General features: G+C 36.4%; 18 protein-coding genes. 12 read left to right on the top strand and 6 right to left on the bottom strand.

Annotation, left to right across the window (positions count from 1 at the left end):
- Positions 1-538: 538 nt before the first annotated feature.
- From VB694_RS05485 to VB694_RS05470, 4 genes are all read right to left on the bottom strand, one after another.
- Complete coding sequence (locus tag VB694_RS05485) at positions 539-1,222, bottom strand: DevA family ABC transporter ATP-binding protein (RefSeq protein WP_323359301.1); 684 nt, start codon at positions 1,220-1,222, stop codon at positions 539-541.
- A gap of 11 nt (positions 1,223-1,233) precedes the next feature.
- On the bottom strand, positions 1,234-2,406 hold the full coding sequence (gene devC, locus VB694_RS05480) for an ABC transporter permease DevC (protein ID WP_323359300.1): 1,173 nt from the start codon (positions 2,404-2,406) through the stop codon (positions 1,234-1,236).
- Between the two features lie 119 nt (positions 2,407-2,525).
- Positions 2,526-3,725, bottom strand: a complete 1,200-nt coding sequence (locus VB694_RS05475; RefSeq protein ID WP_323359299.1) for an ABC exporter membrane fusion protein — start codon at positions 3,723-3,725, stop codon at positions 2,526-2,528.
- Between the two features lie 291 nt (positions 3,726-4,016).
- Complete coding sequence (locus VB694_RS05470; RefSeq protein ID WP_200320237.1) at positions 4,017-4,340, bottom strand: hypothetical protein; 324 nt, start codon at positions 4,338-4,340, stop codon at positions 4,017-4,019.
- A 1,254-nt stretch (positions 4,341-5,594) separates the two neighbouring features.
- Between VB694_RS05470 and VB694_RS05465 the strand changes: the two genes are divergently transcribed.
- From VB694_RS05465 to VB694_RS05410, 12 genes are all read left to right on the top strand, one after another.
- The gene (locus VB694_RS05465; RefSeq protein WP_323359298.1) at positions 5,595-12,431 is read left to right on the top strand and encodes an SDR family NAD(P)-dependent oxidoreductase; all 6,837 of its coding nucleotides are present in this window, start codon (positions 5,595-5,597) and stop codon (positions 12,429-12,431) included.
- A gap of 109 nt (positions 12,432-12,540) precedes the next feature.
- A complete protein-coding gene (locus VB694_RS05460) occupies positions 12,541-15,339 on the top strand; it encodes a type I polyketide synthase (protein WP_323359297.1) in 2,799 nt (932 codons plus the stop codon).
- Positions 15,340-15,408: 69 nt separating this feature from the next.
- Positions 15,409-17,076, top strand: coding sequence for a PfaD family polyunsaturated fatty acid/polyketide biosynthesis protein (locus VB694_RS05455; protein WP_323359296.1), 1,668 nt, complete (start codon positions 15,409-15,411; stop codon positions 17,074-17,076).
- 5 nt (positions 17,077-17,081) lie between these two features.
- Entirely contained in the window at positions 17,082-18,410 is a 1,329-nt protein-coding gene (locus VB694_RS05450; protein WP_323359295.1) for a phthiocerol/phthiodiolone dimycocerosyl transferase family protein, read from the top strand.
- Positions 18,411-18,716, top strand: coding sequence for an acyl carrier protein (locus tag VB694_RS05445; RefSeq protein ID WP_323359294.1), 306 nt, complete (start codon positions 18,411-18,413; stop codon positions 18,714-18,716).
- 151 nt (positions 18,717-18,867) lie between these two features.
- Positions 18,868-20,745: a hypothetical protein gene (locus tag VB694_RS05440; RefSeq protein ID WP_323359293.1), complete on the top strand. Its 1,878-nt coding sequence runs from the start codon at positions 18,868-18,870 to the stop codon at positions 20,743-20,745.
- A 475-nt stretch (positions 20,746-21,220) separates the two neighbouring features.
- A complete protein-coding gene (gene pipX / locus VB694_RS05435) occupies positions 21,221-21,499 on the top strand; it encodes a transcriptional coactivator PipX (protein WP_323359292.1) in 279 nt (92 codons plus the stop codon).
- On the top strand, positions 21,496-22,164 hold the full coding sequence (locus VB694_RS05430; RefSeq protein WP_323359291.1) for a YggS family pyridoxal phosphate-dependent enzyme: 669 nt from the start codon (positions 21,496-21,498) through the stop codon (positions 22,162-22,164). The genes pipX and VB694_RS05430 overlap by 4 nt, the downstream gene beginning before the upstream one ends.
- 389 nt (positions 22,165-22,553) lie before the next feature.
- Entirely contained in the window at positions 22,554-23,147 is a 594-nt protein-coding gene (locus VB694_RS05425; protein ID WP_323359290.1) for a cell division protein SepF, read from the top strand.
- Positions 23,148-23,229: 82 nt separating this feature from the next.
- The gene (proC, locus tag VB694_RS05420) at positions 23,230-24,045 is read left to right on the top strand and encodes a pyrroline-5-carboxylate reductase (RefSeq protein WP_323359289.1); all 816 of its coding nucleotides are present in this window, start codon (positions 23,230-23,232) and stop codon (positions 24,043-24,045) included.
- A 229-nt stretch (positions 24,046-24,274) separates the two neighbouring features.
- The gene (gene clpS / locus VB694_RS05415; RefSeq protein ID WP_323359288.1) at positions 24,275-24,598 is read left to right on the top strand and encodes an ATP-dependent Clp protease adapter ClpS; all 324 of its coding nucleotides are present in this window, start codon (positions 24,275-24,277) and stop codon (positions 24,596-24,598) included.
- A 5-nt stretch (positions 24,599-24,603) separates the two neighbouring features.
- Positions 24,604-24,900, top strand: a complete 297-nt coding sequence (locus tag VB694_RS05410; protein ID WP_323359287.1) for a DUF2103 domain-containing protein — start codon at positions 24,604-24,606, stop codon at positions 24,898-24,900.
- A 56-nt stretch (positions 24,901-24,956) separates the two neighbouring features.
- On the opposite strand, the gene VB694_RS05405 is transcribed toward VB694_RS05410, so the two are convergent.
- Positions 24,957-25,277 carry a hypothetical protein gene (locus tag VB694_RS05405; protein WP_323359286.1) on the bottom strand — a complete coding sequence of 107 codons (321 nt, stop codon included), beginning with the start codon at positions 25,275-25,277 and terminating at the stop codon, positions 24,957-24,959.
- 119 nt (positions 25,278-25,396) lie between these two features.
- Positions 25,397-25,873: a molybdenum cofactor biosynthesis protein MoaE gene (locus tag VB694_RS05400; protein ID WP_323359285.1), complete on the bottom strand. Its 477-nt coding sequence runs from the start codon at positions 25,871-25,873 to the stop codon at positions 25,397-25,399.
- Positions 25,874-26,115: the final 242 nt, after the last annotated feature.

The raw sequence follows: 26,115 nt of genomic DNA, 5'->3' as shown, positions 1-26,115 counted from the left end.
GATTTTTTCAAAATTCAAATATGAGTTCTATAGCTACGTTGTTTCCTTTGTTTAAGATGGTCTTGATTCAGCTTCCAACTAGATAAGCAACCTTCCAAATATGTACAGTCTTCACATTGAATATCTTTCCCAGGATGCTCACATCCGCAGGGAGAATTAACGAAACATTCATCAGGATTTTGAGGAAGCCAAGACTTTTGAAATATCAAGTATAAAGTTGCTTCTTGTATACAAACAAGCAAATCTTGCACCATAATAACAACTTCAATTTAACATGGATATATCTGGAGTGCTTATACCTTAAATCAAAAGTAAAATTATCACATCATCCTTAGAGTAGATATTGGGAGGTTGAGATTCACAGATTCTTCTGACTTTTGACTCCTAAATTATGAGGTAATTATCAACTTATTGTAAGTATTCAGCTATAGCAACCTTTCATCCCCAGATCCCCGACTTCTGAGATAAATTTATCATTTATGGACACAATAAACAAAAGAAGTCGGGAATTTTATCGCCTCACCTGAATTTTTACAACTTATTTAATTAATTTACCATCTTCCATTTGAATGATCCGATCAGCAATATCTAAAATGCGGTGATCATGGGTAACAATTAAAATGGCGCAATTTTGTTCCTTTGCTAATTGCTGCATCAAATTGACAACATCTCGACCTGATTTACTATCTAAAGCTGCTGTAGGTTCATCAGCTAAGACTAATTTAGGATGACTAACTAAAGCACGAGCAATAGCAACCCGTTGTTTTTGTCCTCCTGATAAATCCGAAGGATAATAATTAATACGATGTCCTAATTTCACAGCATTAAGCATGGCTTCTGATTGTATTTGAGCTTCCCATTCTGAAATATTTGCTTGCAATTCCAAAGACATTTGTACATTTTGTCTAGCTGTTAAAAAGTCCAGTAAATTATGAGCTTGAAAAATATAACCAATTTGACGACGAACTTGAACTAATTTTTCATTTCTTGCTCCAGATAGTTCCTGTCCAATAAATTTTAGACTTCCTTGTTGAACAGAACGTAAAGCACCAATTAGAGTTAATAAAGTTGTCTTTCCTGAACCAGATGGACCAGTCATAATGACAATTTCACCAGACCCAATTGTCAAATTAACGTCAAATAATATCTGATCTTTTAATTTGGTGATGCCGAAGTATTGATTGAGATTACTGATTTCTATAATTGCTGTTGATTGCATCATATTCTCTCGGCTTAGAAAATTTCTGCTGGATCTAGATTACGTAATTTATTGGTAGAGAAAAAGCCAGAAATTAGACACATTAAAATTGCGGAGATTAATACTATTAATGCTTTTTCCATATCCATAGTGACTGGTAACTGAGTTACATTTTTAGCAAGATCATAAAGTCCTAAAGATATAGCAAAACCGGGGATATAGCCCAAGGCTGCTAAAATTAGAGCTTGTTGAAAAACAACGCGCAAGAGATACTTATTTTTAAAACCCATTGCTTTGAGAGTGGCAAATTCTACAAGATGCGTAGAGATATTACTATAAAGAATTTGATAGACAACAATTACACCAACCACAAAACCCATAATTACCATCAGGTTAAATACAAATCCAATCGGTGTTCTTAAAGTCCAATAACTTTTTTCAAAATCAATAAATTCTTTGCGAGTCATGACGATGACATCTTTGGGTAACTTGGCTGATAAATTTGCCAAAACTGTTTTTGGATTAGCACCTGGTTGGAGGTGAATTAGTCCTATATCTATTTTATTAGCATCACGTTCTGTAAATATTCGCATGAAAGTAGAAGAACTAACAATTAAATTTCCATCAACGCCAAAGGAAGGACCAAGACTAAATAAGCCACTAACTTTAACTTTGTAACCAACTAAACCGAAATAACTAAATATTTCCATACTCACAGGTTTATTTTGTTGGTAATATTCAGCAATTGGTCCAAATTCTAGACGAGAAGCACGGTCAAAAAATACCTGATTGGGTATTTGGAGTAACTTAAAATCAGCTTGAATTTCTGGTAATTTAAAAATGGATTTAACGGGATCGAATCCTAGTATATAGATAGGATATTTGCGCCCATTAATGGGATTTTTTAACTTAGCAAACTGCACATATAATGTATCGACTGATTCAATACCTGCAAAACCCAATGTTTGGTATAAACGACTGCGGGAAAAACTTTGATTAGAAGTCAAAGATTTATATTGGGAGCTAATTAAAAACAAGTCTCCTTGAAGATTTTTATGTAATTGTGTAGCACTAGCATATAAAGCATCTTGAAAGCCTATTTGCATAAACATTAAAACAGCAACAAAAGCAATTCCTGCTAAAGCCACAAAAAAGCGGACTCTTTGTTTGGCTAATTGTAGCCAAGCTAGAGGTATATTGAGAATCATATTTAAAGCCTCTGATAGTCTGGTTTAGACTGATGGAATTATTTAGGTGCTGCGGCTAATGAATTAGCAGCCTATGGAATTGAAGTCTGAATTTGGCAATCTTTTGATATTTAAGATACTTAAATTTTGATAAGTACCTGTACCTGTAAATTAGTCAAAGATGCAACTTTTTGATTATCTATTGGGCTATTAATGCGAACTTTGACATCAACTATTTTATTGTCTGTATCCGCACCAGGGTTATTAGTAAAGACATTTTGTTTACCAACTTGTAAACCAATATCTGTAACTGTTCCTTTAATTTTGCCTGTGAAAGCATCCCCAGTAATTTCCACGGACTGACCTAAACGCACTTTTTTAATATCAGTTTCGTAGACTTCTGCGACTACATACATTTGTTGAGTGCGACCTAATTCAGCTACACCATTACTACCAATTATTTCTCCTGGCCAAGCATTAATTTTTAACACTTGTCCATTTATTGGTGAACGGATAGAACTTAAATCCAGTTCTGCTTGAGCTTGTTTCAGTGATGCTTTTGCACTTTCCACATCAGCTTGTGCTGCTTGGATATCGGTAGGACGAACTTCGGTAATACTATCAAGTTTAGCTTGGGCTTCATTTAACTGTTTTTGCAGAGTTTCTACAGTTCTATTTAAGGAAGCTTTGGCTTCATTTAGTTGTTGTTGTACAGTATCTCTTCGCAAGCGTTTAGTATCTACATTAGAAGCAGAAATAGCACCATCTTCATATAATTGTTGATAACGCTGATTTTCTGTTTCTGCATTATTTAATTCAGCTTTTAAGCGATCAATTGTAGCTTTTTGGGTAGAAGTTTCTCCACGTAACTCAGCTTCCAAACGAGCAATTGTAGCTTTTTGAGCCGAAATGTCACCTTGTTTTGCTCCGGCTTCTACTCGTTTAAGATTAGCTTGGGCAACTTGTATCTGTCGTTTAGTTTTTTCTAAAGCTGCAAGATTAGTAGCGTAACTATCAAGAATTGCAACTACTTGTCCTGGATGAATTTTGTCACCTTTTTTGACCAAAAGTTTGGCTACTCTCACACTTCCCCTTTGAGAACCTGGAGCAGACAAGCGAATAATTTCTCCTTGAGGTTCTAAACGTCCTAAAGCAGCAACAGCAGTCATTGTAGGAGTAAGACTGCTGATAGGAACTGGAGAATTTAATTGAGATTTAAGATGAAACCGTGAAAGGCTATAGAAAGATATTACAGCAGTAACTACAGATGTAGTAATTGCCAAAGTTATCGACAACCAAGCTACAGGGTTTGTGAATGACTGCTTTTCTTTGTGTACCATAATTATGCCTTATAAATTAGCAATTAGCACGGCGTTTTTCCCCTCATGGGGTTAACAGAAGCTTTTATCTCTATAAATAAAAGAGATAGAGCAGTACACTTGAGAGCATTCCCTGATAACGTTGATGCGACTTATTAAACTTATTCAATTTTAATTATTTCTGGATTTCAATATTTGGTAAATCTGGTAAAAAGAGAGCTAAGGAAGATGGATATATAGATCCATCAATTCCTTGGCTTTATTATTTATGATGAGAGCTATTTAGTATTTTTGCTCCAGGAAGATGCACAGTTATTTGTTGAGCATCAGTTCTTTTTTCTTTTTCATAATCGCTAAGTATTCGTTGCGAGTTCCGTCAACTCTATAATGATCACAAATTTGGCATAATTTGAGGATATCCAAGCGACTGAATACTTTTTGATGTTCAATTCCGTTGTCGTTTCGCCACCGCCAGAAAGTTGTTCTATCAATTCGGCGATCGCTCTCAGGCCATCTGCGTCGTGATAGAAAATCTACCAATTCGTCTTCATAAAAAGAGTAGCCTTTTGGTAATTTGAGTAGTTCTTCTCTCAACTCATTGAGCGGTATGAGTGGATCTAATTCAGATAGTCTCATGCCAGCAAGCCCTTATAGTTTCTTGTAATTACCATTTTGCAGTCCCCTACACACAATCTAGTTAAATTGCATGAAGTTGTACTACAATACCGTACTGTTAAGAGTGGACAGATTGATGAATTAATCAGGTGAATTTATATATTTACTCTACCTAAATTCTGAATCTAGCCACTACTTTAAACAAACAGCATGGATTTACATTTACATCATTCAACCACACAGAATAAACTGATTAATCCTCAATTTCAACCCCTATGCAACAAATTGAATAGATAAATATCTCAGGTATATGAACAGAGTCAAACTTTACCATTAAAGTTTACTTACATTTGTTACTCATCTGCAAAAAGATAACAATTCAGTGGTTAAAAATACCCTTTTTATCATTCTTTAGACATAGTTACTCGTGATTAAATTTACTTCAAAATCTTAACTTTTAGCAGTCAAAGAAAATTATTTAAACTTGTTGTTTGTTGAGAAAATAATTTTTCAAATTTGCTAAATTTAGACATTAGCTAGAAAAAATCTACTTCCAGATAGATGCAGAAATGCTCATTTATTAAATTACTTTCATTCAATAAATCCCTAGAGTCAAGCTATACATCTTAGCTGCAAAGACCAAAATATCCAAATCACATTCATGGTTAACGACTGCAAAATAAAGAATATCCAGACTCCTAGCTGATTTGAGACATTAAGGATCTATCTTCTGAATAAAAGATATGCAATTTATATGCAACTTTTGTAATTATGTGAAAAATATCAGCTAATTATTGATAGTAATTGGATAAGTAGATATCTCACAAGTAAATCTCAAGACAACTTAGATTCTGCTCAACTTGATTAAGTTGCATCTAAGTTGCATAGGAGTTGCAAAATATTTGTCACCAGTCTAATATAAAAGATAAGTTAGCGGCAATTTCATAAAAGTACAGGGAAGAGGATTAAGTTTTCAAGTTGAAACTATCCCCGCTTGAGCCGCCGAGTGAAGCATTTTACCAAATTTAATTGAGCAATCAATAATTTATTTGTACAGAGAAAATTGTTGTCTCTAGATATTTAATTTTCAGTAAGTATTCAGCTATGGAACTCGTTCATACCCAGATCCCCGACTTCTTTTGTTTATTGTGTTCACAAATTATAAATTGATATCATAAGTCGGGGATCTTATCGATTTTCATTGTCTTGATTTATAGAGATAACTAATTTCTTAGCAGTTCTACATTGCACGAGCAAAATAGAGAAAATATCGTCATGGCTGCTGCCAAATTTGAAGTTGCATTAGCACAATTGCAAGATGAAGTTAGCAATTGTGAAAAGGTTCTGCTCAAACTTATCAAGTCCAAGAAAAATATGCCAAACAATACAAATTTAGACAGTAAAATTAATACCCAATTGCAGCAAACTAATGTAGCAATTATTGGTATGGCTTCTGTATTTCCCCAATCCAAAAATTTACAGGAATATTGGGAAAAAATTGTGCAGAAAGTAGATTGTATTACCGATGTTCCTGCTTCACGTTGGAGTATAGAGGATTACTATAATCCTGATCCCAAAGCACCAGATAAAACTTACTGTAAACGAGGCGGATTTATTCCAGATATTGATTTTAACCCGATGGAATTTGGTTTACCTCCGAATATTTTAGAGGTGACAGATATTTCCCAATTATTGGGTTTGGTAGTTGCTAAAGCAGCGATGGAAGATGCTGGATATAGTGAATCTCGACAGTTTAACCGTGATAAAACAGGCGTAATCTTAGGTGTAGCAATTGGTAGACAATTAGCAGTACCTCTAGGGACAAGGTTGCAATATCCGGTTTGGGAAAAAGTCCTGAAAAACAGTGGTTTATCGGATCAAGATACCCAAAAAGTGATTGAAAAATTCCAAAGTGCATACATTCAATGGGAAGAAAATGCCTTCCCCGGAATGTTAGCTAATGTCATTTCTGGACGTATCGCCAACCGCCTTGATTTAGGAGGAATGAACTGTGTAGTTGATGCAGCTTGTGCCAGTTCTTTAGGTGCATTAAAAATGGCAATTAGCGAGTTAGTTGAACACCGCGCTGATATGATGATCACCGGCGGAGTTGACACTGATAATTCGATTTTTGCCTATATGTGTTTTAGTAAAACTCCTGCTGTTTCTCCTGGTGAAAAAGTCAAACCTTTTGATGCAGATTCTGATGGCATGATGTTAGGTGAAGGTGTGGGAATGTTGGTACTCAAACGCCTAGATGATGCAGTTAGAGATGGCGATCGCATCTATGCAGTCATTAAAGGTATTGGCACTTCCAGCGATGGTAAGTATAAAAGCATTTACGCCCCTCATTCCCAAGGACAAGTTAAAGCCCTGCGTCGTGCTTATGAAAATGCCGGATTTTCACCAAAAACTGTCGGTTTAATTGAAGCCCACGGTACGGGAACAATGGTAGGAGATCCCACAGAATTCACTTCTATCAAAGAGGTATTTGGTGAAAACAATAGCAAACAACAATACATTGCTTTAGGAACAGTTAAATCACAAATTGGACACACCAAAGCCGCAGCCGGTGCAGCCAGTTTAATTAAAACAGCTTTGGCATTACATCATAAAGTATTACCACCGACAATTAACATTACTAAACCACATCCAAAACTAAATATTGAGAATTCACCATTTTATTTAAACACAGAAACTAGACCTTGGATTAGTCATCAACCTAGACGTGCTGGAGTTAGTGCATTTGGTTTTGGAGGCACAAATTATCATGTTGTTTTGGAGGAATATAAACATGAACATGATCACTCGTATCGTTTACACAATGCTGCAAAATCAATCCTATTATTTGCACCCACAAACCAAGAATTGTTATCTCGCTGTGAAGATGTCCAGCGACAATTGCAATCAAAAAATCAAGAACAGTGTTATCAGCAATTAGTTACAGAATCTGAAAAAGTAGAAGTTCCCATCAACAATGTCAGAGTTGGTTTTGTATCTACATCTTTAACACAAGCTACGGAATTTTTACAACTCATTATTGACCTCATAAAAAATAAACCTACAGCCGAATCTTGGGAACATCCTAAAGGAATTTATTACCGTCAAAAAGGAATAGAAACTACAGGAAAAATAGTAGCATTGTTTTCTGGGCAAGGTTCACAATATTTAGAAATGGGGCGGGAATTAGTAATTAATTTCCCTTGTTTACGTCAAACCTATACTTGTATAGATGATTTACTCGATAAAGATGGGTTAAACTCCATTTCTGAAGTCGTATTTCCGCGACCAGTTTTTGATGCAGAACACAAAAATAATCAATTAAAAACACTGCAAAAAACTGAATATGCACAACCTGCAATTGGTGCTTTTAGTGCAGGTTTGTACAAGATATTACAACAAGCCGGTTTTAAAGCTGATTTTGTGGCTGGTCATAGTTTTGGAGAATTGACAGCTTTATGGGCTGGGGGTGTTTTAAGTGAAGAAGATTATTTCTTCTTAGTCAAATCTAGAGGACAAGCAATGGCCACACCCACAGAAATTGATGCTGGGGGAATGTTGGCTGTTAAAGGTGATATCAGTCAGGTAACAGAATTAATTAAAGATTTTCCTGAAGTTGCTATTGCTAATTGTAATTCTCAAAATCAGGTGGTATTAGCTGGGAAGAAAACAGCAATTGCTAAAGTGCAAAATATTCTGAAAGACAAAGGAATTTCTACATTTTTATTAGAAGTTTCTGCGGCTTTTCATACACCATTAGTAGCCCATGCACAGAAACCTTTTGCCCAAGCTATTGAAAAGGTAACTTTCCATCAGGCAAAAATTCCAGTTTATACCAATGTAACAGGGGAATTGTATCCTCATGAACCCCCCGCAATGCAAAAAAATCTCAAGCAACATTTGTTGAATCAGGTATTATTTAGACAAGAAATTGAGAAGATATATGCAGATGGTGGTTATTGCTTTATTGAGTTTGGTCCTAAAAATGTTCTCACTAACTTAGTGAAAGAAATTTTAGCTGAAAAACCACATATAGCTGTAGCTTTAAATGGTAATTATCGTCAAGATAGCGACTTAGTATTACGAGAAGCTGTAATGCAATTGCGAGTTGCTGGTTTATCTTTGCAAAATCTAGACCCCTATCAAATTGAAACTAAAATACCTCAAATTGATCAAAAAAAGGTCTTGAATGTACGTTTGAATAGTACAAATATCACAGATAAAGTGCAGAAAGCATTTGCTAAAGCTTTAGAAAATGATCACATTATCAACTTGCAATCGGTAACGGTTAACGAAAATCAACAACAAGCACAGCCAGATTTTTCTGAGGTCAAAGTTTCCCTACCTGCAAACCAAAATGGTAATAGTCAGACTGTGAATAATAGCAATAATGACCAATTGGAAAAAGTAGAGATTTCACATCCTACTTACGACAAAGTTATTGATAGCTTAGAACAATCATTAGCAGAATTTACTCGTCAACAAGATAATATTACACAGGTTCATGAACAATCTTTACAAACCCAAACAGAGTACATAAAGACTTTTTATCAATTAATGCAGCAACAATATTCGTTGTTAGAAAATGGAGAAATAAACGAATATCAAGCGCAAACACAACAACTAGGAATTTCTAGTTCTGAACGTAGCATGATACGGTTTCATGATCATCAAGCTGATACTATTCGCATTCATGAAAAATATCTCAACTATCAGCAAGACTACGCCAATAATTACTTTCAATTATTACAAAAACATTATGATTTTTTGCAGATTGCCGATGATGCACTTGATGTTCAAGAATCTTCTAGACCTCTTCCTCCACATCTCCTAGTAGAAGCAGAAAACCCAAGACCTTTTGTTAATAGCTTTCACGAGAATGGGGCTAATATTTCTCCTCCTATCCAAGCAGAGAAATTACCGGAAAAGTCAAATCCTATCACTGTAGTTCCCACAAGTTCCATCAATATTGATATCTCCAACCTTAGTCAAACTCTACTCAATATTGTCAGTGATAAAACAGGTTATCCAGTAGAAATGTTAGACCTGTCAATGGATATTGAGGCAGATTTAGGAATTGATTCCATCAAACGGGTAGAAATTTTAGGAGGATTGTTAGAACTTTATCCAGACCTACCCAAACCTAACCCAGAAGAATTAGGACAACTACGGACTTTAGGGGAAATTTCTGAGTATATAAAAACTCTAGTTCCAGAGTTTCTAAATCAAAATGTAGAGACTTTAGAATCACACATTGTTACCGCCCAAAATTTAGTAGAAGTTAGTCATGAAACGGTTGAAGATAAAAAAGAAATTGCAGAAAATGACACAACAAATATCATCTATTTTAGTGAGGATTTGTTAAATAAATCTGCTGAAAAAGAAATAATAATACCCGCAGATTTAAGTCAAACTCTACTCAATATTGTCAGTGATAAAACAGGTTATCCAGCAGAAATGTTAGACCTGTCAATGGATATTGAGGCAGATTTAGGCATTGATTCCATCAAACGGGTAGAAATTTTAGGAGGGTTGTTAGAACTTTATCCAGACCTACCCAAACCTAACCCAGAAGAATTAGGACAACTGCGAACCCTGGGACAAATTGCTGAGTATATGCAGCATCAAGCTAAGAGTGTAAATCAGTTAGTAACGCAAGAACAGCAGAATGTTAAAGAACAGGAATTTCAACATCAGATTCTTCGCAGTCCGTCCAAAATAAAACCCCTTTCTCAACCTGATATTTTAGATTTCATCATTTCTGCTCATCACATCGTTTTAATTACTGATGATGGTTCACAAACTACGGAAAAATTAGCTAAGACTTTAACAGAAAAAGGTTGCAAAACTGTAGTTTTAAGCTTCCCATCCATACAATCCAATTTACCTGCGGAAGTTCATCAGGTCAGATTAAATGATTGGAGTGAAGAGAGTTTAGAACAAGAGTTAATCCAGATTGCTAATAATTTTGGTTCGGTAGCTACTTTCATTCATCTAAATCCTGTATTCACTAGTAGCAATGAAACAGACAAAGCCATTCTTCGTCATGTTTTTTTAATTGCTAAATATCTCAAACAATCACTGAATCAATCGACAACAAAAGGGCGTAATAGTTTCTTAGCGATCGCACGTTTAGATGGGGAATTTGGACTAGGAAAAACAAATGATTTCAGTCCAATTAGTGCCGGATTATTTGGACTTACCAAGAGTTTAAATCAAGAATGGGAAAACGTATTTTGTCGTTCCCTCGATTTAAGTCCTGATTTAGATGCAGAAACCTCAGTAAAATACATTCTCGCTGAATTGCAAGACCCCAATTTATTAGTTACAGAAGTAGGATATAGCAATAAAGGTAGATTTACTTTAGTTGCAGAACACTCTTTTCCCAGTCCCCAGTCCCCAATTCCCAATCCCCAATCTCAAGTATTTTTAGTCAGTGGTGGTGCAAAAGGAATAACTGCCAAATGTGTGATCAAATTAGCCCAAGCATATCAATGTAAATTCATTCTTTTAGGTCGTTCTAGTACAGAACCAGAACCTGTATGGGCTGAGGGTTATGATCATGAAGCTGACTTAAAACAGCGAATTATGGAAGATTTTCTGGTAAGAGGAGAAAAACCGACACCGATAATGGTGCAGAAAAAATATCAAGTGATTGTTTCTCAGCGAGAAATTCAAAATACATTGCAAGCAATTGAGAAAGCAGGAGGAAAAGCCGAATATCTGAGTATAGATGTCACTGAAAAAACTTTATTAGCAGAAAAAATTGCACCTGTAGTTGAACATTTAGGGGCGATAACTGGCATTATTCACGGTGCTGGTAACTTAGCTGATAAACGGATTGAGAACAAATCTAGTCAGGATTTTGAAGCAGTTTATGGTGCTAAAATTGAGGGGTTAGAAAACTTATTGCACTGTGTACCACCTAGCCAACTGCAATATTTAATATTGTTTTCTTCAGTGGTGGGATTTTATGGAAATGTGGGACAATCGGATTATGCGATCGCTAACGAAATCCTTAATAAATCAGCCCATATTATCAAACACAAGCACCCCAATTGTCATGTAGTTGCTATTAACTGGGGTCCTTGGGATAGTGGTATGGTATCACCAGAATTGAAAAAAGCATTTGCAGATAGAGGAATTGAAACTATACCGATAGAAATCGGGACACAAATGTTAGTCAATGAACTAACAAATACCAATTCAGAAACAGCGCAAGTAGTAATTGGTAGTCCCTTAATTTACATTCCTCCCACCTTAAGCAGTGACTTAAAAACCTATCGCATCAAACGCAAATTAACATTAGCATCTAACCCATTTTTGCACGATCATGTTATTGCAGATCGTCCCGTTCTTCCTGCTACTTGTGGACTGCTATGGATGACTAGCACCTGTGAACAACTCTATCCTGGTTTTAAAATATTTGCTTGTCCCAATTTCAAAGTTCTGAAAGGAATTGTTTTTGATAAAAACTTAGCAAGTGAATACACTCTAGAAATTCAAGAAATTGCTAAAAATGAAAACAAAGAAATAGAATTTGCTGCTAAAATTAGCAGTATCACCCCCGAAGGTAAAATCAGATATCATTTCAGTGTAAATCTGATACTAAAGCGGGAAATTCCCACTCCTCCTAGCTATAAATCACTGAACTTAAACCAGGATGATCAATTTCTTCCTACAAATAAATTACTTTATCAAAATGGAGGAAGTAGCTTATTTCATGGAACTATCTTTCAAGGCGTAAAATCAGTCTTAAATGCCAGTCCTGGTAAACTCACCATCGAATGTAATTTACCACAACCTACCGCACAGCAACAGGGACAATTTTCAGTTCAAACATTCAATCCCTATATAGCAGATGTGCAGATTCATTCTCTCTGGCTTTGGACACAACACTTTCATCAAATAGGTTGTTTACCATCAGAAATTCACAACTTTGAACAATTTGCTAACGTCCCTTTTAATGAGACATTTTACGTTACTTGCGAAGTTAAATCTAAGACGGAATCAAATGTAATTGCGGATATCATTACCCACAACAAACAAGGACAAATCTATAACCGGATGATAGGTGCAAAAGGAACTATTTTACCCAAGCAAATAGCATAGATATCTCACGCAAAGACGCAAAGTAATCAACAATCAAAAATGTAAAAATTAATATTACTCTGCGCCTCTGTGTGATATCTTTTCTCATTGCAAATAATGGAGAATAATCATGAAAGAATTGAACCAAAATCAACTTCCCAAAATGGCAATTATAGGAATGGATTGCTGTGTAAGTGGTTCTCAAGGATTAGATGCCTTAGAACGCATTATTTACCAAGGTAAACAGGATTTTACACCTCTTACTTATGGACACAGACTATCATTACCAATTCCTTCAGCAGAAATTCAACAATTATCACCTCCACAACAATTAATGTTAAAAGTGGCTGATAATACTCTCAAAAATGCTAATCTGCGTCCCGAAACAAAAATTGCAGTTATTATGGTGAGTAAATGCCAAACTCATCACCAAAGTAAATTAGCGAGTTATATTTCCCGACTTTGGGATGCTAGTAGTCCTGCTTTCGCTGAAAATAATTCTGTTTTTTCAGCCTTAAATTTAGCACAAAAACTATTAATTAATCAGCAAGTAGATGCTGTTTTATTAGTAGCAATGGACGTGACTACAGAGAAAAACCATCATCCAGGTGTACAGACTCTTAGTTACGACAAAAATGCAGACGGTACTTTAACAGGAGAAGGTGCAGCAGCTATAGTATTGCAACTGCATGACACAGCTAAACAGGAAAATCATTGCATATATGCAGTAATTGATGCTTTCAGTGTAGTGCAGAATTCTCCACACCAACCAGAAGCAGTCACCCAAGTTTGTCAAACAGCTTTTGAACTGGCAAATATTCAGGCTCAAGATATTAATTATCTAGAAGTTTATGCTAGTGGTATTCCTCAACAAGATGAGGCAGAAATTCAAGGTTTAATCACAGCTTATAGCACAGAAAAATCCAATTTAAGTTGTGCTTTGGGTAGCATCAAAGCTAACATTGGTGACACTCACACAGTATCAGGAATTATTAGCTTAATTAAAACAGCACTTTGTTTATATCATCGCTATATTCCCGCAGTTCCCCAGTGGACTGGCGTAAAAACACCAGAGATTTGGCGTGATAGTCCCTTTTATATAGCCACAGAATCCAAACCTTGGTTTTTAGAACCAGGTGCAAATAAACGAATAGCTGCTATTAATAGCATGGAGGAAAATGGCATTTATGTACATCTGATTTTATCAGAAGAACCCACTCAAATAGAACGCAGCAGCAAATATTTAGAACAAATGCCTTATTATTTATTTGCTATATCTGCCCAAAATCAATCCTCGCTTTTAAATCAAATTATCAGACTTCAAGAAACTCTTCACAATTATCCTTCTTTATCCCAACTTGCTAACCAAACCTTTAAGGAATTTCAGCAAAATCAAAATGTAAATTACACTATCGCAATTTTGGCACGTAATCAACGAGAATTAATCCAAGAAATAGACCGTGCCATTCAAGGTGTTAACATTGCTTTTGATACAGGAAAAGATTGGCACACTCCTGTTGGTAGTTATTTTACAGCCAAACCACAGGGGAAAAAAGGTAAAGTTGCTTTCGTTTATCCTGGTTCTTTTACTTCTTATATTGGACTATGCCGCCATCTTTTTCGACTATTTCCCAAAATATATGACGACCCCATAATTAGTAGCGTTTATGAACGAGTTGCTAACATCGACAAACTCATTTATCCCCGCAGCATCAATAAATTTACCAAAAAACAACTAGAATTCATAGAACAGCAATTAATAGATGACCCAGTAGCAATGCTGGAATCAGAAGTGGGTTTTGCTGGACTCATGACTTCAATTCTCAACAATTATTTCCAAATCAAATCACAATGTGCCTTTGGTTATAGCCTCGGCGAAACCAGTATGATGTTAGCCCAAGGTGTCTGGACTAGCTTTAAAAATACCAGCGACTACTTAAACTCATCTCCTCTATTTAAGACTCAACTCTCTGGACCTAAAAATGCAGTTCGTCAAGCTTGGGGACTACCTTTAGATGGTGATAATCAAGAATTTTGGAGTAACTACATTGTTATGTCTCCAGTTGCCCAAGTTAGGGAAGCAATTAAGCATGAAAACCGTGTTTATATTCCTTTAATTAACACACCAGAAGAAGTTGTAATTGCCGGAGAAAAACAAGCTTGTCAAAGAGTAATTCAAAAACTTAACTGTGATGCTTTTCCTACTTCTATCAATCATGTAATTCATTGTCAACCAATGAAATCAGAGTACAATGAACTCAGGAAAATCAACACTGTACCGATTAAAACTATCCCAGAATCTACTTTTTATTCCGCTGCAAATTACGAAACCATTAAAATTGATAGTCAGACTGTAGGAGAAAATATTGCTAAATCCCTCTGTCAAGAACTTGATTTTCCTCGCCTAATTAACCGCGTCTACAACGACAACATCAGAATATTTATTGAAGTAGGAATTGGTAGCAATTGTTCCCGCTGGATAAGTTCAACTCTCCAAGAAAAAGAACACATAGCTGTATCTATTAATAGAAGAGGAGTAGATGATCATACTTCAATTATTAGAGCATTAGCCAAACTTGTCAGCCATCAAGTTGAATTAGATTTAGCACCCTTGTATTCTATTTCAACAGCAGATATTCAGCCACAAATCCCATTAGAAACTAACAAAGAATTCAAAAATCCGTCTTTAATTCCATTAGAAAATGCTCCTGTTGAAAAACCAAATAAAACCTTAAAATCTAACTCTACTACTGCTTACACCTCAATTTCCCATCATCAAAAATTGAGTGCTAACAATGCACTCATGACTAAAGCTCACACTTTTTTATTGAAATCTCGTCAAGCATCATTACAGCAAATGAATTTCCTAATTCAACAACAAATAAACGTTTACAAGAAAATAGTTGAACAAGGGAAAAGAATTAAATAATGTGTATTTTGGGGTTGGGCATCTTGCCCACCCAAATCAAGCAAATTAGATATGTAGAGGTTTACTAAAGTGTTCAACATAGAAAATAGCCTGAATCAAAACAATAAGAATCAAGACAATAATCTTAAATTGTCTAACTTATTTGTCAACCATCATCAAACTTGGCAAGGTAATATCAATCATGTTTCTTTTGATGCAGAAGAAATTAAATTAAAACTGAAGAATTTAGAAACCCCTTGTTATATAGTTAGAAATGAAGGGAGAATTGGCATCACAGATGCAGGTAGTTTATCTCATGCCAGCAACGGTAAAACAGCCCAAATGGAAATGTTAATGGCTGTTCCACCCTTAGCAATTCAACAATTAGGCGATATAAATTTTCTCACTTGTTACGGCGTAAAATATGCCTATATGACTGGGGCAATGGCTCAAGGAATTGCTTCTGAAGAAATGGTAATTGCACTAGGAAAACAAAGAATTTTAAGCTCCTTTGGTGCAGGAGGTTTATCTCCTTCCCGTGTCGAATCAGCTATTAATAAAATTCAACAAGCTTTAGATCAAAAACCTTACGCGTTTAACTTACTTCATAGTCCCAGTGAACCAGCTATTGAACGCCGTAGCATTAATTTATATCTCAAATATCAAGTCAGAATCATTGAAGCATCTGCATTTTTGGATTTAACTGACAACATTGTTTATTATCGAGCCGCAGGATTAAGTTTAAATTCAGCCAATCAAATCCAAATCAAAAATAAAGTCATCGCCAAAGTTTCCCGCCGCGAAGTTGCTACTAAATTTCTACAACCTGCACCTAAAAAAATTCTCAAACAATTAGTAGAACAAGGTTTAATTAGTGAATTACAAGCCAATCTTGCCAGCAAAATTCCTATGGCTGATGATATTACTGTCGAAGCCGATTCTGGTGGTCATACAGATAATCGTCCTCTGATTTGTTTATTACCTTCCATCATCGAGTTAAGAGATGAAATTCAAAATAAATACAGGTATGAAAACCCCGTCAGAATTGGTGTAGCTGGTGGAATTTCCACTCCCAAATCAGCCTTAGCTGCTTTTATTATGGGTGCGGCTTATGTTGTCACTGGTTCTATTAATCAATCCTGTATTGAAGCCGGAACTTCTCAATATACCAAAGCATTATTAGCTCAAGCTGAAATGGCTGATATGATGATGGCTCCCGCAGCAGATATGTTTGAAATGGGCGTAAAATTGCAAGTTCTCAAACGTGGTACACTCTTTCCTCTCCGCGCTCAAAAATTATATGAACTATACAGAAACTACAACTCAATTGACGAAATTCCCCCAGCGGAAAGAGAGAAATTAGAAAAGCAAATCTTGAAAAAGTCTGTACAAGAAGTTTGGCAAGAAACAGTTAATTATTTATCCCAACGTAACCCCGATAAATTAACCAAAGCAGCAAGCAATAGTAAATTGAAAATGGCTCTAATTTTTCGCTGGTATTTAGGACTGTCTTCTCGGTGGTCTAACACTGGAGAAAAAGGACGAGAAACTGATTATCAAATTTGGTGTGGACCAGCAATGGGTAGTTTTAATGATTGGGTAAAAGGTTCATATTTAGCTGAACCAAAAAATCGTAAAGTTATAGAACTTGCTGACAATATTATGACAGGAGCAGCATTTTTATACCGTATCCAAAATTTAAAAATTCAAGGATTACAAATTCCCGATGAATATAGTCAATTTCTTCCAGAAAGGTGATAAATATGCCAGATAACAGACCATTAGGCAATCTGGAAACAGCAATGGAAATCCTCAATATCCATGCTAAAACCTGGAATTTAGTAACTATTAGTCGCATCAATGGTAACCTCCAAGCAGCAGTTATTAGACAGGCTTTAGATATTATTCAATCTCGTCATCCTCATCTCAATTCTCACATTATTCATTTTAAAAATCGGTTCTATTTTCAAACCGCAGGTACAGAAAAAATACCTTTGCGAACTGTTATTAATTTAGAAGAGGAACAATGGCAAGAAGTTGTCAATCAAGAAATGAATCAGGCAATTGATAGCCATAAATGTTTGATGCGTGTTGTACTAGTTTCTGTCCAAGGTAAACAAAACATTAGTTATCTAATTACAACCTTACACCACGCAATCTCTGATGGCTTATCAAGCATTCAACTTCACTCAGAAATCTTAAAGTATTGCCAAAAAATTATATCTGCTGATGCCATTAAACAGGTTACTAATTTGGAAACATTACCACCTGCTGAAAAATTACTACCTGAATATAAACAAGATTGGAGAGGAAATATCAGCAGCATTTTCTTGTTTTTAAAACTTGGATTCCGAAAACTATATCACCGACCAAAAACATTAGGATTTGAAAAATATGCACCTATTTCTAAACGCAGTTGTCAAATTATTCACAGACAAATTAACTCAGATTTAACAGAAAAATTTGTGCAATCTTGTCAACAGGAAAACACCACAGTTCACGGTGCTATATCTGCCATTTTAATGTTGACAGTAGCCAAGAAAATTACCAAATATAATCAACACAATATCCGAGTTAATTGCCTATCACATCTTGATTTACGCAGACGGCTAAAACCACCAATTAATCAAGAAAATCTAGCCGCTTTAGCTACCTCTATAATAGGATTTCATACCATAAAACAAAACACATCAATTTGGGAATTAGCACGGGAAGTAAAACAAAATTTAGAAATTGGTATCAAACATGGTGAACTTTTTAATATGGTATTAATTGCCAAGCACTTAATCAATTTTTGTTTTCTCTTCCCCCAACAAGTAGCCGCTACAGTTTCTGTATCTAATGTTGGTAAAGTCAACATTCCTGAAAATTATGGTGAATTGGAACTAGCAGAAATCAGTTTTGCAGGTTCTCATTCTATGTATGCAGGAATGTTCGTAATTAATGTCGCCACCTTTCAAGGTCAAATGTTGTTAAATTTTGTATTTTCTCAGCCTTCAATTAGTCGCAATACAATGGAAGACTTGGTAAACCAAGTTGTCTCTTATATCTTGAATATATCGTCCAATTCTTTACAAATTAGAGGTGCATAAATGACTGATAATCTTTCTAATTCACCTGTTAAAAAGGCTGAAAATATAGCAGATATTCAAGCTTGGCTAGTTGCTAATATTTCCTATATCCTGGGAGTTAACCCAGAGGAAATAGATATTCAAGAACCTTTAGATAGCTATGGTTTAGATTCAGCACAAGCCATGATTCTTGCCAGTAAAGCTGAGAAATTTCTGGGATTTAAATTATCTCTAATTCATTTGTGGTATTACCCCACTATTGAAGAACTATCACAACGTTTAGCCGAAGAATTAGAAAATTCAGAATCAGAAATTTTGCAGATATAAGCAATCAATAATTTTTAGATTTAGAAATTTCCAAATTTTCAAGTTTTTCCTCCTCTAAGACTGACACTTCGCCACGAATAAAAACATCATTCAGCGAAGTGTCTTCTTTTTTCTATTCTGTATATTTCGTTAAACACTGGGAGATTTAGTCATGAACGCATCCGAAATTCTAGCGAAACTCACTCAACAAGGTGTAGAATTCTGGGTTGACAATAACAAACTAAATATTCGTTCCCCTAAAGGTGTAATTACACCAGAAATACAGGCAGAAATATCAAGCTATAAGGGAGATATTTTGTCCTTATTACAAGAAATGAATATTGCCAAAAAATGTCCATCTGAACTACTAAGTCAGGGTATAAGTCTGCAAACTATCGGTAGATTAATTGGTGGTTTTATTGGTGAATCACCTACAGAATATCAGCCACCAGTTATTAACCCGAAAATGATGGCTCAAAATCTCTGTATTACATTTAGACCTTTACCTGATGGTTATCATAATCAAACTATTATTAAATTCCGCCAAGAATTAGCCATTAAATTAAAAAACTTTGGTGTTAATGTTATCCCGTGGCAAGAAGCAACAACAGAATTATTTTATGGTATTAAAATCCCTTTCTTCAATGGGAATCATTCCTTCAAAATGAAGGGAGTTAGAGCAGAAATTAACGCAGTAATAGATGTAGAAAGACAAAATTCATGGTTAAGAAAATTAGGAATATACATAGCTGAAAGTTTTTATATATTATCTTTTCTTTGGCTAAAAAAACAACAAATGTCGGTTTTTCAAATTGCAAAATTAAGTAGTTGGGCTGAAGATCATGTAGCTAAATATGTTGAGAATCCCCTAAATACTCAAGTTATTATTCTCAATGAACTAGATAATGAATTTGTAAATCCATTAACCAAATATCAGGAAAAAATTAGTATTGGCATTAATACACTCATTAAAACCTTTTCCGAAATAGTTATTGGTGTATCTAATGATCAAATTTCTATTCTCAATATGAATCTATCGGATTCTATTTTTGATAAAACAGAAATTGATGATTTTATTTCTAAATCACTGATTCCCAAACTTTTCGTTCCCATCGCTCCCCTATTAATGAGTAGATTTAAAATAGAAGAATATAATCCTTCTCTATCTAAATATGCTCATAAATTGGTTAAATTAGGTCGAGAACTAGCCTCAACTGGTTTATTTCCACCAGGCTTTAAACTAGCTGAGGTTATTAAAAGAAAATCCCATAGAGATATCGTCAATGTCATCGTTAATGGTAGAACCGGAGTTTCTTATGGTTTTGTTGCTTATGCAGAACCACCTTGTTATCTAGGCCAACCAGAAATCACTGCTAATGAATGGGAAGACTTAGTACCTGTGGCTGGATTTAGTAGTCATGAAATTCGCCAAAATCAAATAGGTAGACGTTATATTAAAATCATCATTGCTGGAGAGTATGTATTTAAACAAATTCCAGATATTTGGTTACTTAGCTCTCGTTCAGGCTCTAATAAAACAGACTTAAACATTGAGCAAGATATCATTCGGATCGGGCTAAAAAATAATTTACATCTACAATTGCCAAGAGAAAATCATGCACATAAATCAGATATTAAACCATCTTATGATATCTATGTCATGTTGGCAATTAGTCTATCCGCTGCTTTATATACACCAGAATTAATTGAAAATGGTGCGCCAATTGTTCATTTTCACGGCTATCCTGCTTATGATTGGTTTCAAGAAAATGAATATTACGTTGGTGTTGATAATCCTTCCGTACCCTGTGGAACTTATGAATCAGGCGTGTTTAATTTTTTAGGACTTTCTAGCTTAACTAATCAACAAACCCAAAATATTAACTTAGTTAGTTTGATAGAACCAGATCATGGTACAAATTTTATTGCTCGTGATATGGACTATCTCATTGATAGATTAAAAAATGGCTGTGTCGCTGAACAAATTGAACTAGGTGGACAACATTTTGCTTCTCTCAAAGCAAATATAGGTAGTAATACCAATTCATAATTAGTGAATTGAAAAGCACTATCTGGAGAAATGTTCATATCATTTCCTGATGATAGTTGGCATGACGTAACTAGAGATGTAGCTAATTAAGCCCACCTATTGCTAACGCAAAGCGTTCCGCAAGAAAGGTGGGCTTTGTCTGTATAGTTCCTGAATTTTGTTCTGTTCGCGTAGCTTCTTGACTGCACTCAGTAACGCAAGCTCTAAGATAGTGAAATTGACTACATTTGCGCCATACAACAAGAATTATGGCAGGATGTAAATAAGCCCGTGCAACGAGAAGTCCAAAAGCTAGTTTTTACTCTGAGGAACTTCATCGGAGGCAGAAGGCAATTAACAGTGAACGGTGATAACTGATAGCTGATCCATAATTTTGTAGACAATGCAAAATTATGGCAAAGAATATTTATTATCGTCGGAATAGTCGTGTTGGACTGCGAAATAAAGAATATATACTTTAAACCTTGACTATTAAATGACTCCAGACTACTCAGAAACTTACATCAATCATCCAACGTGGGGTTTACTATATAGGATCTGTATGGTTGATGATAACCAGGATCTGTTTACTACACTTTATGCCCAACGCTTATTTTTTTTAGTAACAAATGACGTTAAAGGTATTAAATTTCAGTCTATCGGCCGGACTGAAGCCAGAATGATGCTGGAAAATCGTTTACGTACTTTGCGTCGCAGTGGCAAGTCCCCAGAGTACGATCAGCTTCAGAGTGTTTTCCAACGCACATTCCAATGACTAATTCGATTAGTGAACGTATTGCTAACATTCGCGCCTCACTTCCTCCTTCCGTGCGGTTAATTGCTGTTAGCAAGCAAGTACCAACTGAACTGATGCGGGAAGCATACAGCGCAGGTATTCGTGATTTTGCTGAAAATCGCATCCAAGAAGCTACCAGTAAACAAACTCAGATGCAAGATTTGCCAGGTATCACTTGGCACTTTATTGGCCATCTACAAAGTAACAAAGCTAAAAAAGCTCTGGAATTATTTAATTGGATTCACTCCGTAGATAATCTACACATAGCCCAGCGTTTAGATACCTTAGCGCCACAGATGGGAGTGAGTCCCCAGATTTGCCTACAAGTTAAAATCCTCCCCGATCCTCACAAATCTGGTTGGATGATACCAGAATTATTAACTGACTTAGCGGCACTTGACCAATGTAAAAATTTGCAAATTCAAGGTTTGATGACTATTCCGCCTCGTGGCTTGGATGATGAGGAAATTTTGCATCTTTTTCATCGTACTTACCAACTAGCTCAAGAAATTGCATCCCAAAATTGGCATCGCCTCAAAATGCAGCATTTATCAATGGGTATGTCCGGGGATTATCAGTTGGCAGTCTCAGCAGGTGCAACAATGGTAAGATTAGGAACTATCTTATTTGGGCAACGAGCTTGAGATTGTCATTAGTAATTGGTCATAGGTAATTGGGATATTAACCTTCCCATTACCTTTGGTTAATATCCCAATTACCCAAATGACCTCTAGAAAAAAGTTAATTTCCTTTGGTTCATCTCCATGTCTCGTTGTCAAGCTCTTGACAAATGTAATTACTAAGACAAAATGAAGTAAAAATAACTTTCAATTGCTTCTACCTTGGGATATAATTTTAACTCATTAAATGTTCCAGATAAGGTATAGTCCTTTTTAGAACAGTTCTTTTCTTAAGAAAACCTGTACTATAGGATACAAAAAGCAATTTTATTGCTCAAGGCCGCAGCTACTATACTGGCTACCAAAATTTACAGCCGGATCAATTAAGGTAATTTCCACTGGGAGCGTAGATAATGAACAATATATTTTCCAAACTTAGGGATTTTGTGGGTTTGAATGAGCAGGTAGAATACGAGTATTACGAAGAAGAAGCAGATACTGATGGCTACCAAAATCTGTATCAGCAAGAGAATAATCCTCAACCTGCTCCCCAGGAAACTCCTGCACCTAATCGACGTTGGCGTGAACCCTCCCCTACAATGGGAGATGAAGTAGCAGCTGGATCAAAGCCTATGAGTAATGTGATTGGTATGCCAGGCGCAATTAACGGAATTTCTGAAGTTTTAGTTCTTGAACCCCGCACTTTTGAAGAAATGCCCCAGGCAATTCAAGCATTACGTGAGCGCAAGTCCGTAGTATTGAATTTGACGATTATGGACCCAGATCAGGCTCAACGGGCAGTAGATTTTGTTGCCGGTGGTACTTATGCTCTAGATGGACATCAAGAGCGCATTGGTGAAAGTATCTTTTTGTTTACACCCAGCTGTGTGCAGGTTAGCACTCAAGGCGGTTTTTTACATGAAGTACCCCAACCACCAGCACGTCCCGTTCGTCCCACAGGTACAACTCCAACTTGGGGAACTGAAGTCAACCGCGTGGCACAATAATCAAGTTAAATTAGTCATTTGTCCTTTGTCTTCATGCTTATGATAAATGACTAATGACTATTAACTAATGACTATTAACTAAATGACTATTAAATTTGGTTTGATTGGTGGCGGGGTAATGGGAGAAGCTCTCTTATCCCGCCTTACTGCACAGGGAATTTATCAAGGTTCAGAAGTGATAGTTAGTGAACCCCAAGCGGCTCGCGGGGCTTTCTTACAGCAGCAATATGGGGTATCTGTAACCACGGATAATTGTTTGGTGTTAGCTCAGGCTCAAGCAGCGGTGATGTTGGCTGTTAAGCCCCAAATATTCAGTGCGATCGCTCAAGAATTTGCCGATATTTTACCTACACAAAATCCACCTCTAATTATTTCTATTTTGGCAGGTGTGCCTTTAAAACAGCTAGAAGCTGCATTTCCCCAAACGCCTGTTGTTCGCGCTATGCCTAATACCCCCGCTACAGTGGGCGCAGGAATGACGGCAATTTGTTTGGGTGCTTATACTAACCCTAGTCATCAGCAAACAGCACAACAGATTTTTTCAGCGGTTGGGGAAGTTGTCGAAGTTCCAGAATCTTTAATGGATGCGGTGACAGGCTTATCTGGTAGCGGACCTGCTTATGTGGCTTTGATGATAGAAGCTTTATCTGATGGAGGAGTGGCATCAGGTTTACCCAGAGCAGTGGCTAAACAATTAGCTTTACATACCGTATTGGGAACGGCTAAACTTATAGAAGAAACAAAAATCCATCCCGCAGAACTCAAAGATAGAGTTACTAGTCCTGGAGGAACAACTATAGCCGGAGTCAGTGAGTTAGAAAAGGCGGGATTTCGCTCTGCTTTAATTAGAGCCGTGAAAGCTGCTACTCATCGTTCTCAAGAATTGGGAAAGGGCTAGTACCGCTTCGCGGAAGTCAAAAGTCATGCATTCAAAAGTCAAAAATAATAGGTCGTAAGCTTTTTAGCGATTGAGAATGGTTGGTTTATTTACGCCGTGTTGTACTAGTAACGGTTAATTAAAAGCTGATAATTAATAGCTATTAGTTGACAGATTAATGCTGATGAAAAACTTATGAATTAAACTGGTTATTTGAAGTGTTGTTTTGTAAAACTTAGTTTATTCATTTATGGTGGCAAGACTTGCAGCTGTTTACGGGATGGCTTCAGCACCAACCGTAACACCTGAGAAAACCAATCAAGTTACTCGCAAACCTTATCCTAATTATAAGGTGATTGTGTTAAATGATGATTTCAATACTTTTCAGCACGTGGCTGAGTGTTTAATGAAATATATTCCGGGAATGTCGGGCGATCGCGCCTGGGATCTCACTAACCAAGTACATTATGAAGGACAAGCGATCGTCTGGGTTGGTCCCCAGGAAGCAGCGGAATTATATCACCAACAGTTGCGTCGTGCGGGGTTGACAATGGCTCCCCTGGAAGCAGCTTAATCACCATGAGCAAACCTACTGATGGTAGACTAGTCTGGAATCACTCTACCCACATTTCTGGTCTAATTCCTATTTTAGAACGGTTATGTCAGCATCACGGCGTTCACACCGTTACACCAGCGGTAATTGGCAGAGCGAAAGGTCATTGTCCAAAAATGCAGCTACGTGTATCTGTACCCATTCGCGGGGGTTATAAAGTTATTGCTAGGCAGGGTAAGACGGTGCAAGAGGTTTTTATCCTCACGACTTTGGCACAGGAACAGCTGGAAACAGCGATCGCGATCGCTATGAAAATTGCATGAATATGACAATTAATCAAGGGAGGAGCGTTTGTAGCTCCTTTTTTGATAGTTGATAACTATTCCTCAACTTCATGCACAGCAAATTTATGTAATGGCAAACTGAGAATACAAGAAAAAGTTAACAAATATGACAAAGCTATAGTAATTCTTAACATCATAGTTAAACCTTCCCAGTGTGGTAAAACCATTTTCTCAATTCCAAAAGCGATACAATAAACCAGCCAGTAAGCAAAGCTCATTCTCAACAGTATTTCCTCTGTTGCTTGTGCTTCATCTTTTTGTTTCTTGTTCTCCCGCAGTAACCATAGACCAGCAATGCAAGCTACAAAGGAAACAGCAACAACAAACTCATGACAAAAGATATTTACTAAACACATTTGCCTTTATTCCCATCTGAATGATGTTGATATCGACAATTAGTCTAAAGGCATATTCCTTGCGGTTGCACAAAATAGTTACAAACCGAAATACTGTAAATCAATGACAGTTTACGGCATCAACATTCTTGTTCACAAGCACCAATACTTACCCAAGAACTAGAACCATCTTGCCAATGTTCCTTTTTCCAAATTGGTGCATTATGTTTAAGAGTATCAATTGCATACTGACAAGCGGCAAAAGCCTCACCACGATGAGGACACCCCACAGCAACTAACACACTGATTTCCCCAATTTTTAACCGCCCAATCCGGTGATATATTGCTACTCGATTCACATCAGACCATTTTCTGCGAATACTAGCCGCAATTTGGTAAAATACTTGTAAACCCATCGGCTCATAAGCTTGATATTCTAAAGCTACCACAGCTTTACCATCTGTTTGATTACGAACCATTCCACTCATCACTACTACTGCACCATTAGCTGGATCATCAACTTTGGTATATATTTCCTCAAGAGACAATGGAGCCAAAGTAATGCCAAAACTATCTTCAGCTTTGGGTTTAGGAATCAAAATCAGTGGAGTTTTCATAAGATCTCGCGGTAAGTGGGAAACGAGCGTGTCTTCAGACCTGAGAGGGAAGCGACTCAAGCGGTTTTAACCGCCTTGAATATTTTTTCATTACCGCCTTGGAGTCGGAAAATTCGGGGTACTTTTGTGATGTACTTTCAACGGGACAATTACCGATTCAAATTTTCTAACTCTGTACGCATAATGTGTTGCTCAAAAGAGCCTCCCTTTCGGGGTAATGTTAGCTGATGCCTACGGCACGC

The organism is Anabaena sp. UHCC 0451, from assembly GCF_034931405.1.
Lineage (GTDB): Bacteria > Cyanobacteriota > Cyanobacteriia > Cyanobacteriales > Nostocaceae > RDYJ01.
Note: the sequence above shows the minus strand (reverse complement) of the source record. Positions and strands in the feature narration are given on the sequence as shown.

Excerpts from the sequence above, each read along its gene's own strand:
- VB694_RS05430 (WP_323359291.1), top strand. The coding sequence starts at position 21,496 with ATGACTAATTCGATTAGTGAACGTATTGCTAACATTCGCGCCTCACTT.
- VB694_RS05450 (WP_323359295.1), top strand. The coding sequence starts at position 17,082 with ATGCCAGATAACAGACCATTAGGCAATCTGGAAACAGCAATGGAAATC.
- VB694_RS05410 (WP_323359287.1), top strand. The coding sequence starts at position 24,604 with ATGAGCAAACCTACTGATGGTAGACTAGTCTGGAATCACTCTACCCAC.
- proC (WP_323359289.1), top strand. The coding sequence starts at position 23,230 with ATGACTATTAAATTTGGTTTGATTGGTGGCGGGGTAATGGGAGAAGCT.
- clpS (WP_323359288.1), top strand. The coding sequence starts at position 24,275 with ATGGTGGCAAGACTTGCAGCTGTTTACGGGATGGCTTCAGCACCAACC.
- VB694_RS05470 (WP_200320237.1), bottom strand. The coding sequence starts at position 4,340 with ATGAGACTATCTGAATTAGATCCACTCATACCGCTCAATGAGTTGAGA.
- VB694_RS05475 (WP_323359299.1), bottom strand. The coding sequence starts at position 3,725 with ATGGTACACAAAGAAAAGCAGTCATTCACAAACCCTGTAGCTTGGTTG.
- VB694_RS05425 (WP_323359290.1), top strand. The coding sequence starts at position 22,554 with ATGAACAATATATTTTCCAAACTTAGGGATTTTGTGGGTTTGAATGAG.
- VB694_RS05485 (WP_323359301.1), bottom strand. The coding sequence starts at position 1,222 with ATGATGCAATCAACAGCAATTATAGAAATCAGTAATCTCAATCAATAC.
- VB694_RS05460 (WP_323359297.1), top strand. The coding sequence starts at position 12,541 with ATGAAAGAATTGAACCAAAATCAACTTCCCAAAATGGCAATTATAGGA.
- VB694_RS05465 (WP_323359298.1), top strand. The coding sequence starts at position 5,595 with ATGGCTGCTGCCAAATTTGAAGTTGCATTAGCACAATTGCAAGATGAA.
- VB694_RS05400 (WP_323359285.1), bottom strand. The coding sequence starts at position 25,873 with ATGAAAACTCCACTGATTTTGATTCCTAAACCCAAAGCTGAAGATAGT.
- devC (WP_323359300.1), bottom strand. The coding sequence starts at position 2,406 with ATGATTCTCAATATACCTCTAGCTTGGCTACAATTAGCCAAACAAAGA.
- VB694_RS05445 (WP_323359294.1), top strand. The coding sequence starts at position 18,411 with ATGACTGATAATCTTTCTAATTCACCTGTTAAAAAGGCTGAAAATATA.
- VB694_RS05440 (WP_323359293.1), top strand. The coding sequence starts at position 18,868 with ATGAACGCATCCGAAATTCTAGCGAAACTCACTCAACAAGGTGTAGAA.
- VB694_RS05405 (WP_323359286.1), bottom strand. The coding sequence starts at position 25,277 with ATGTGTTTAGTAAATATCTTTTGTCATGAGTTTGTTGTTGCTGTTTCC.
- pipX (WP_323359292.1), top strand. The coding sequence starts at position 21,221 with ATGACTCCAGACTACTCAGAAACTTACATCAATCATCCAACGTGGGGT.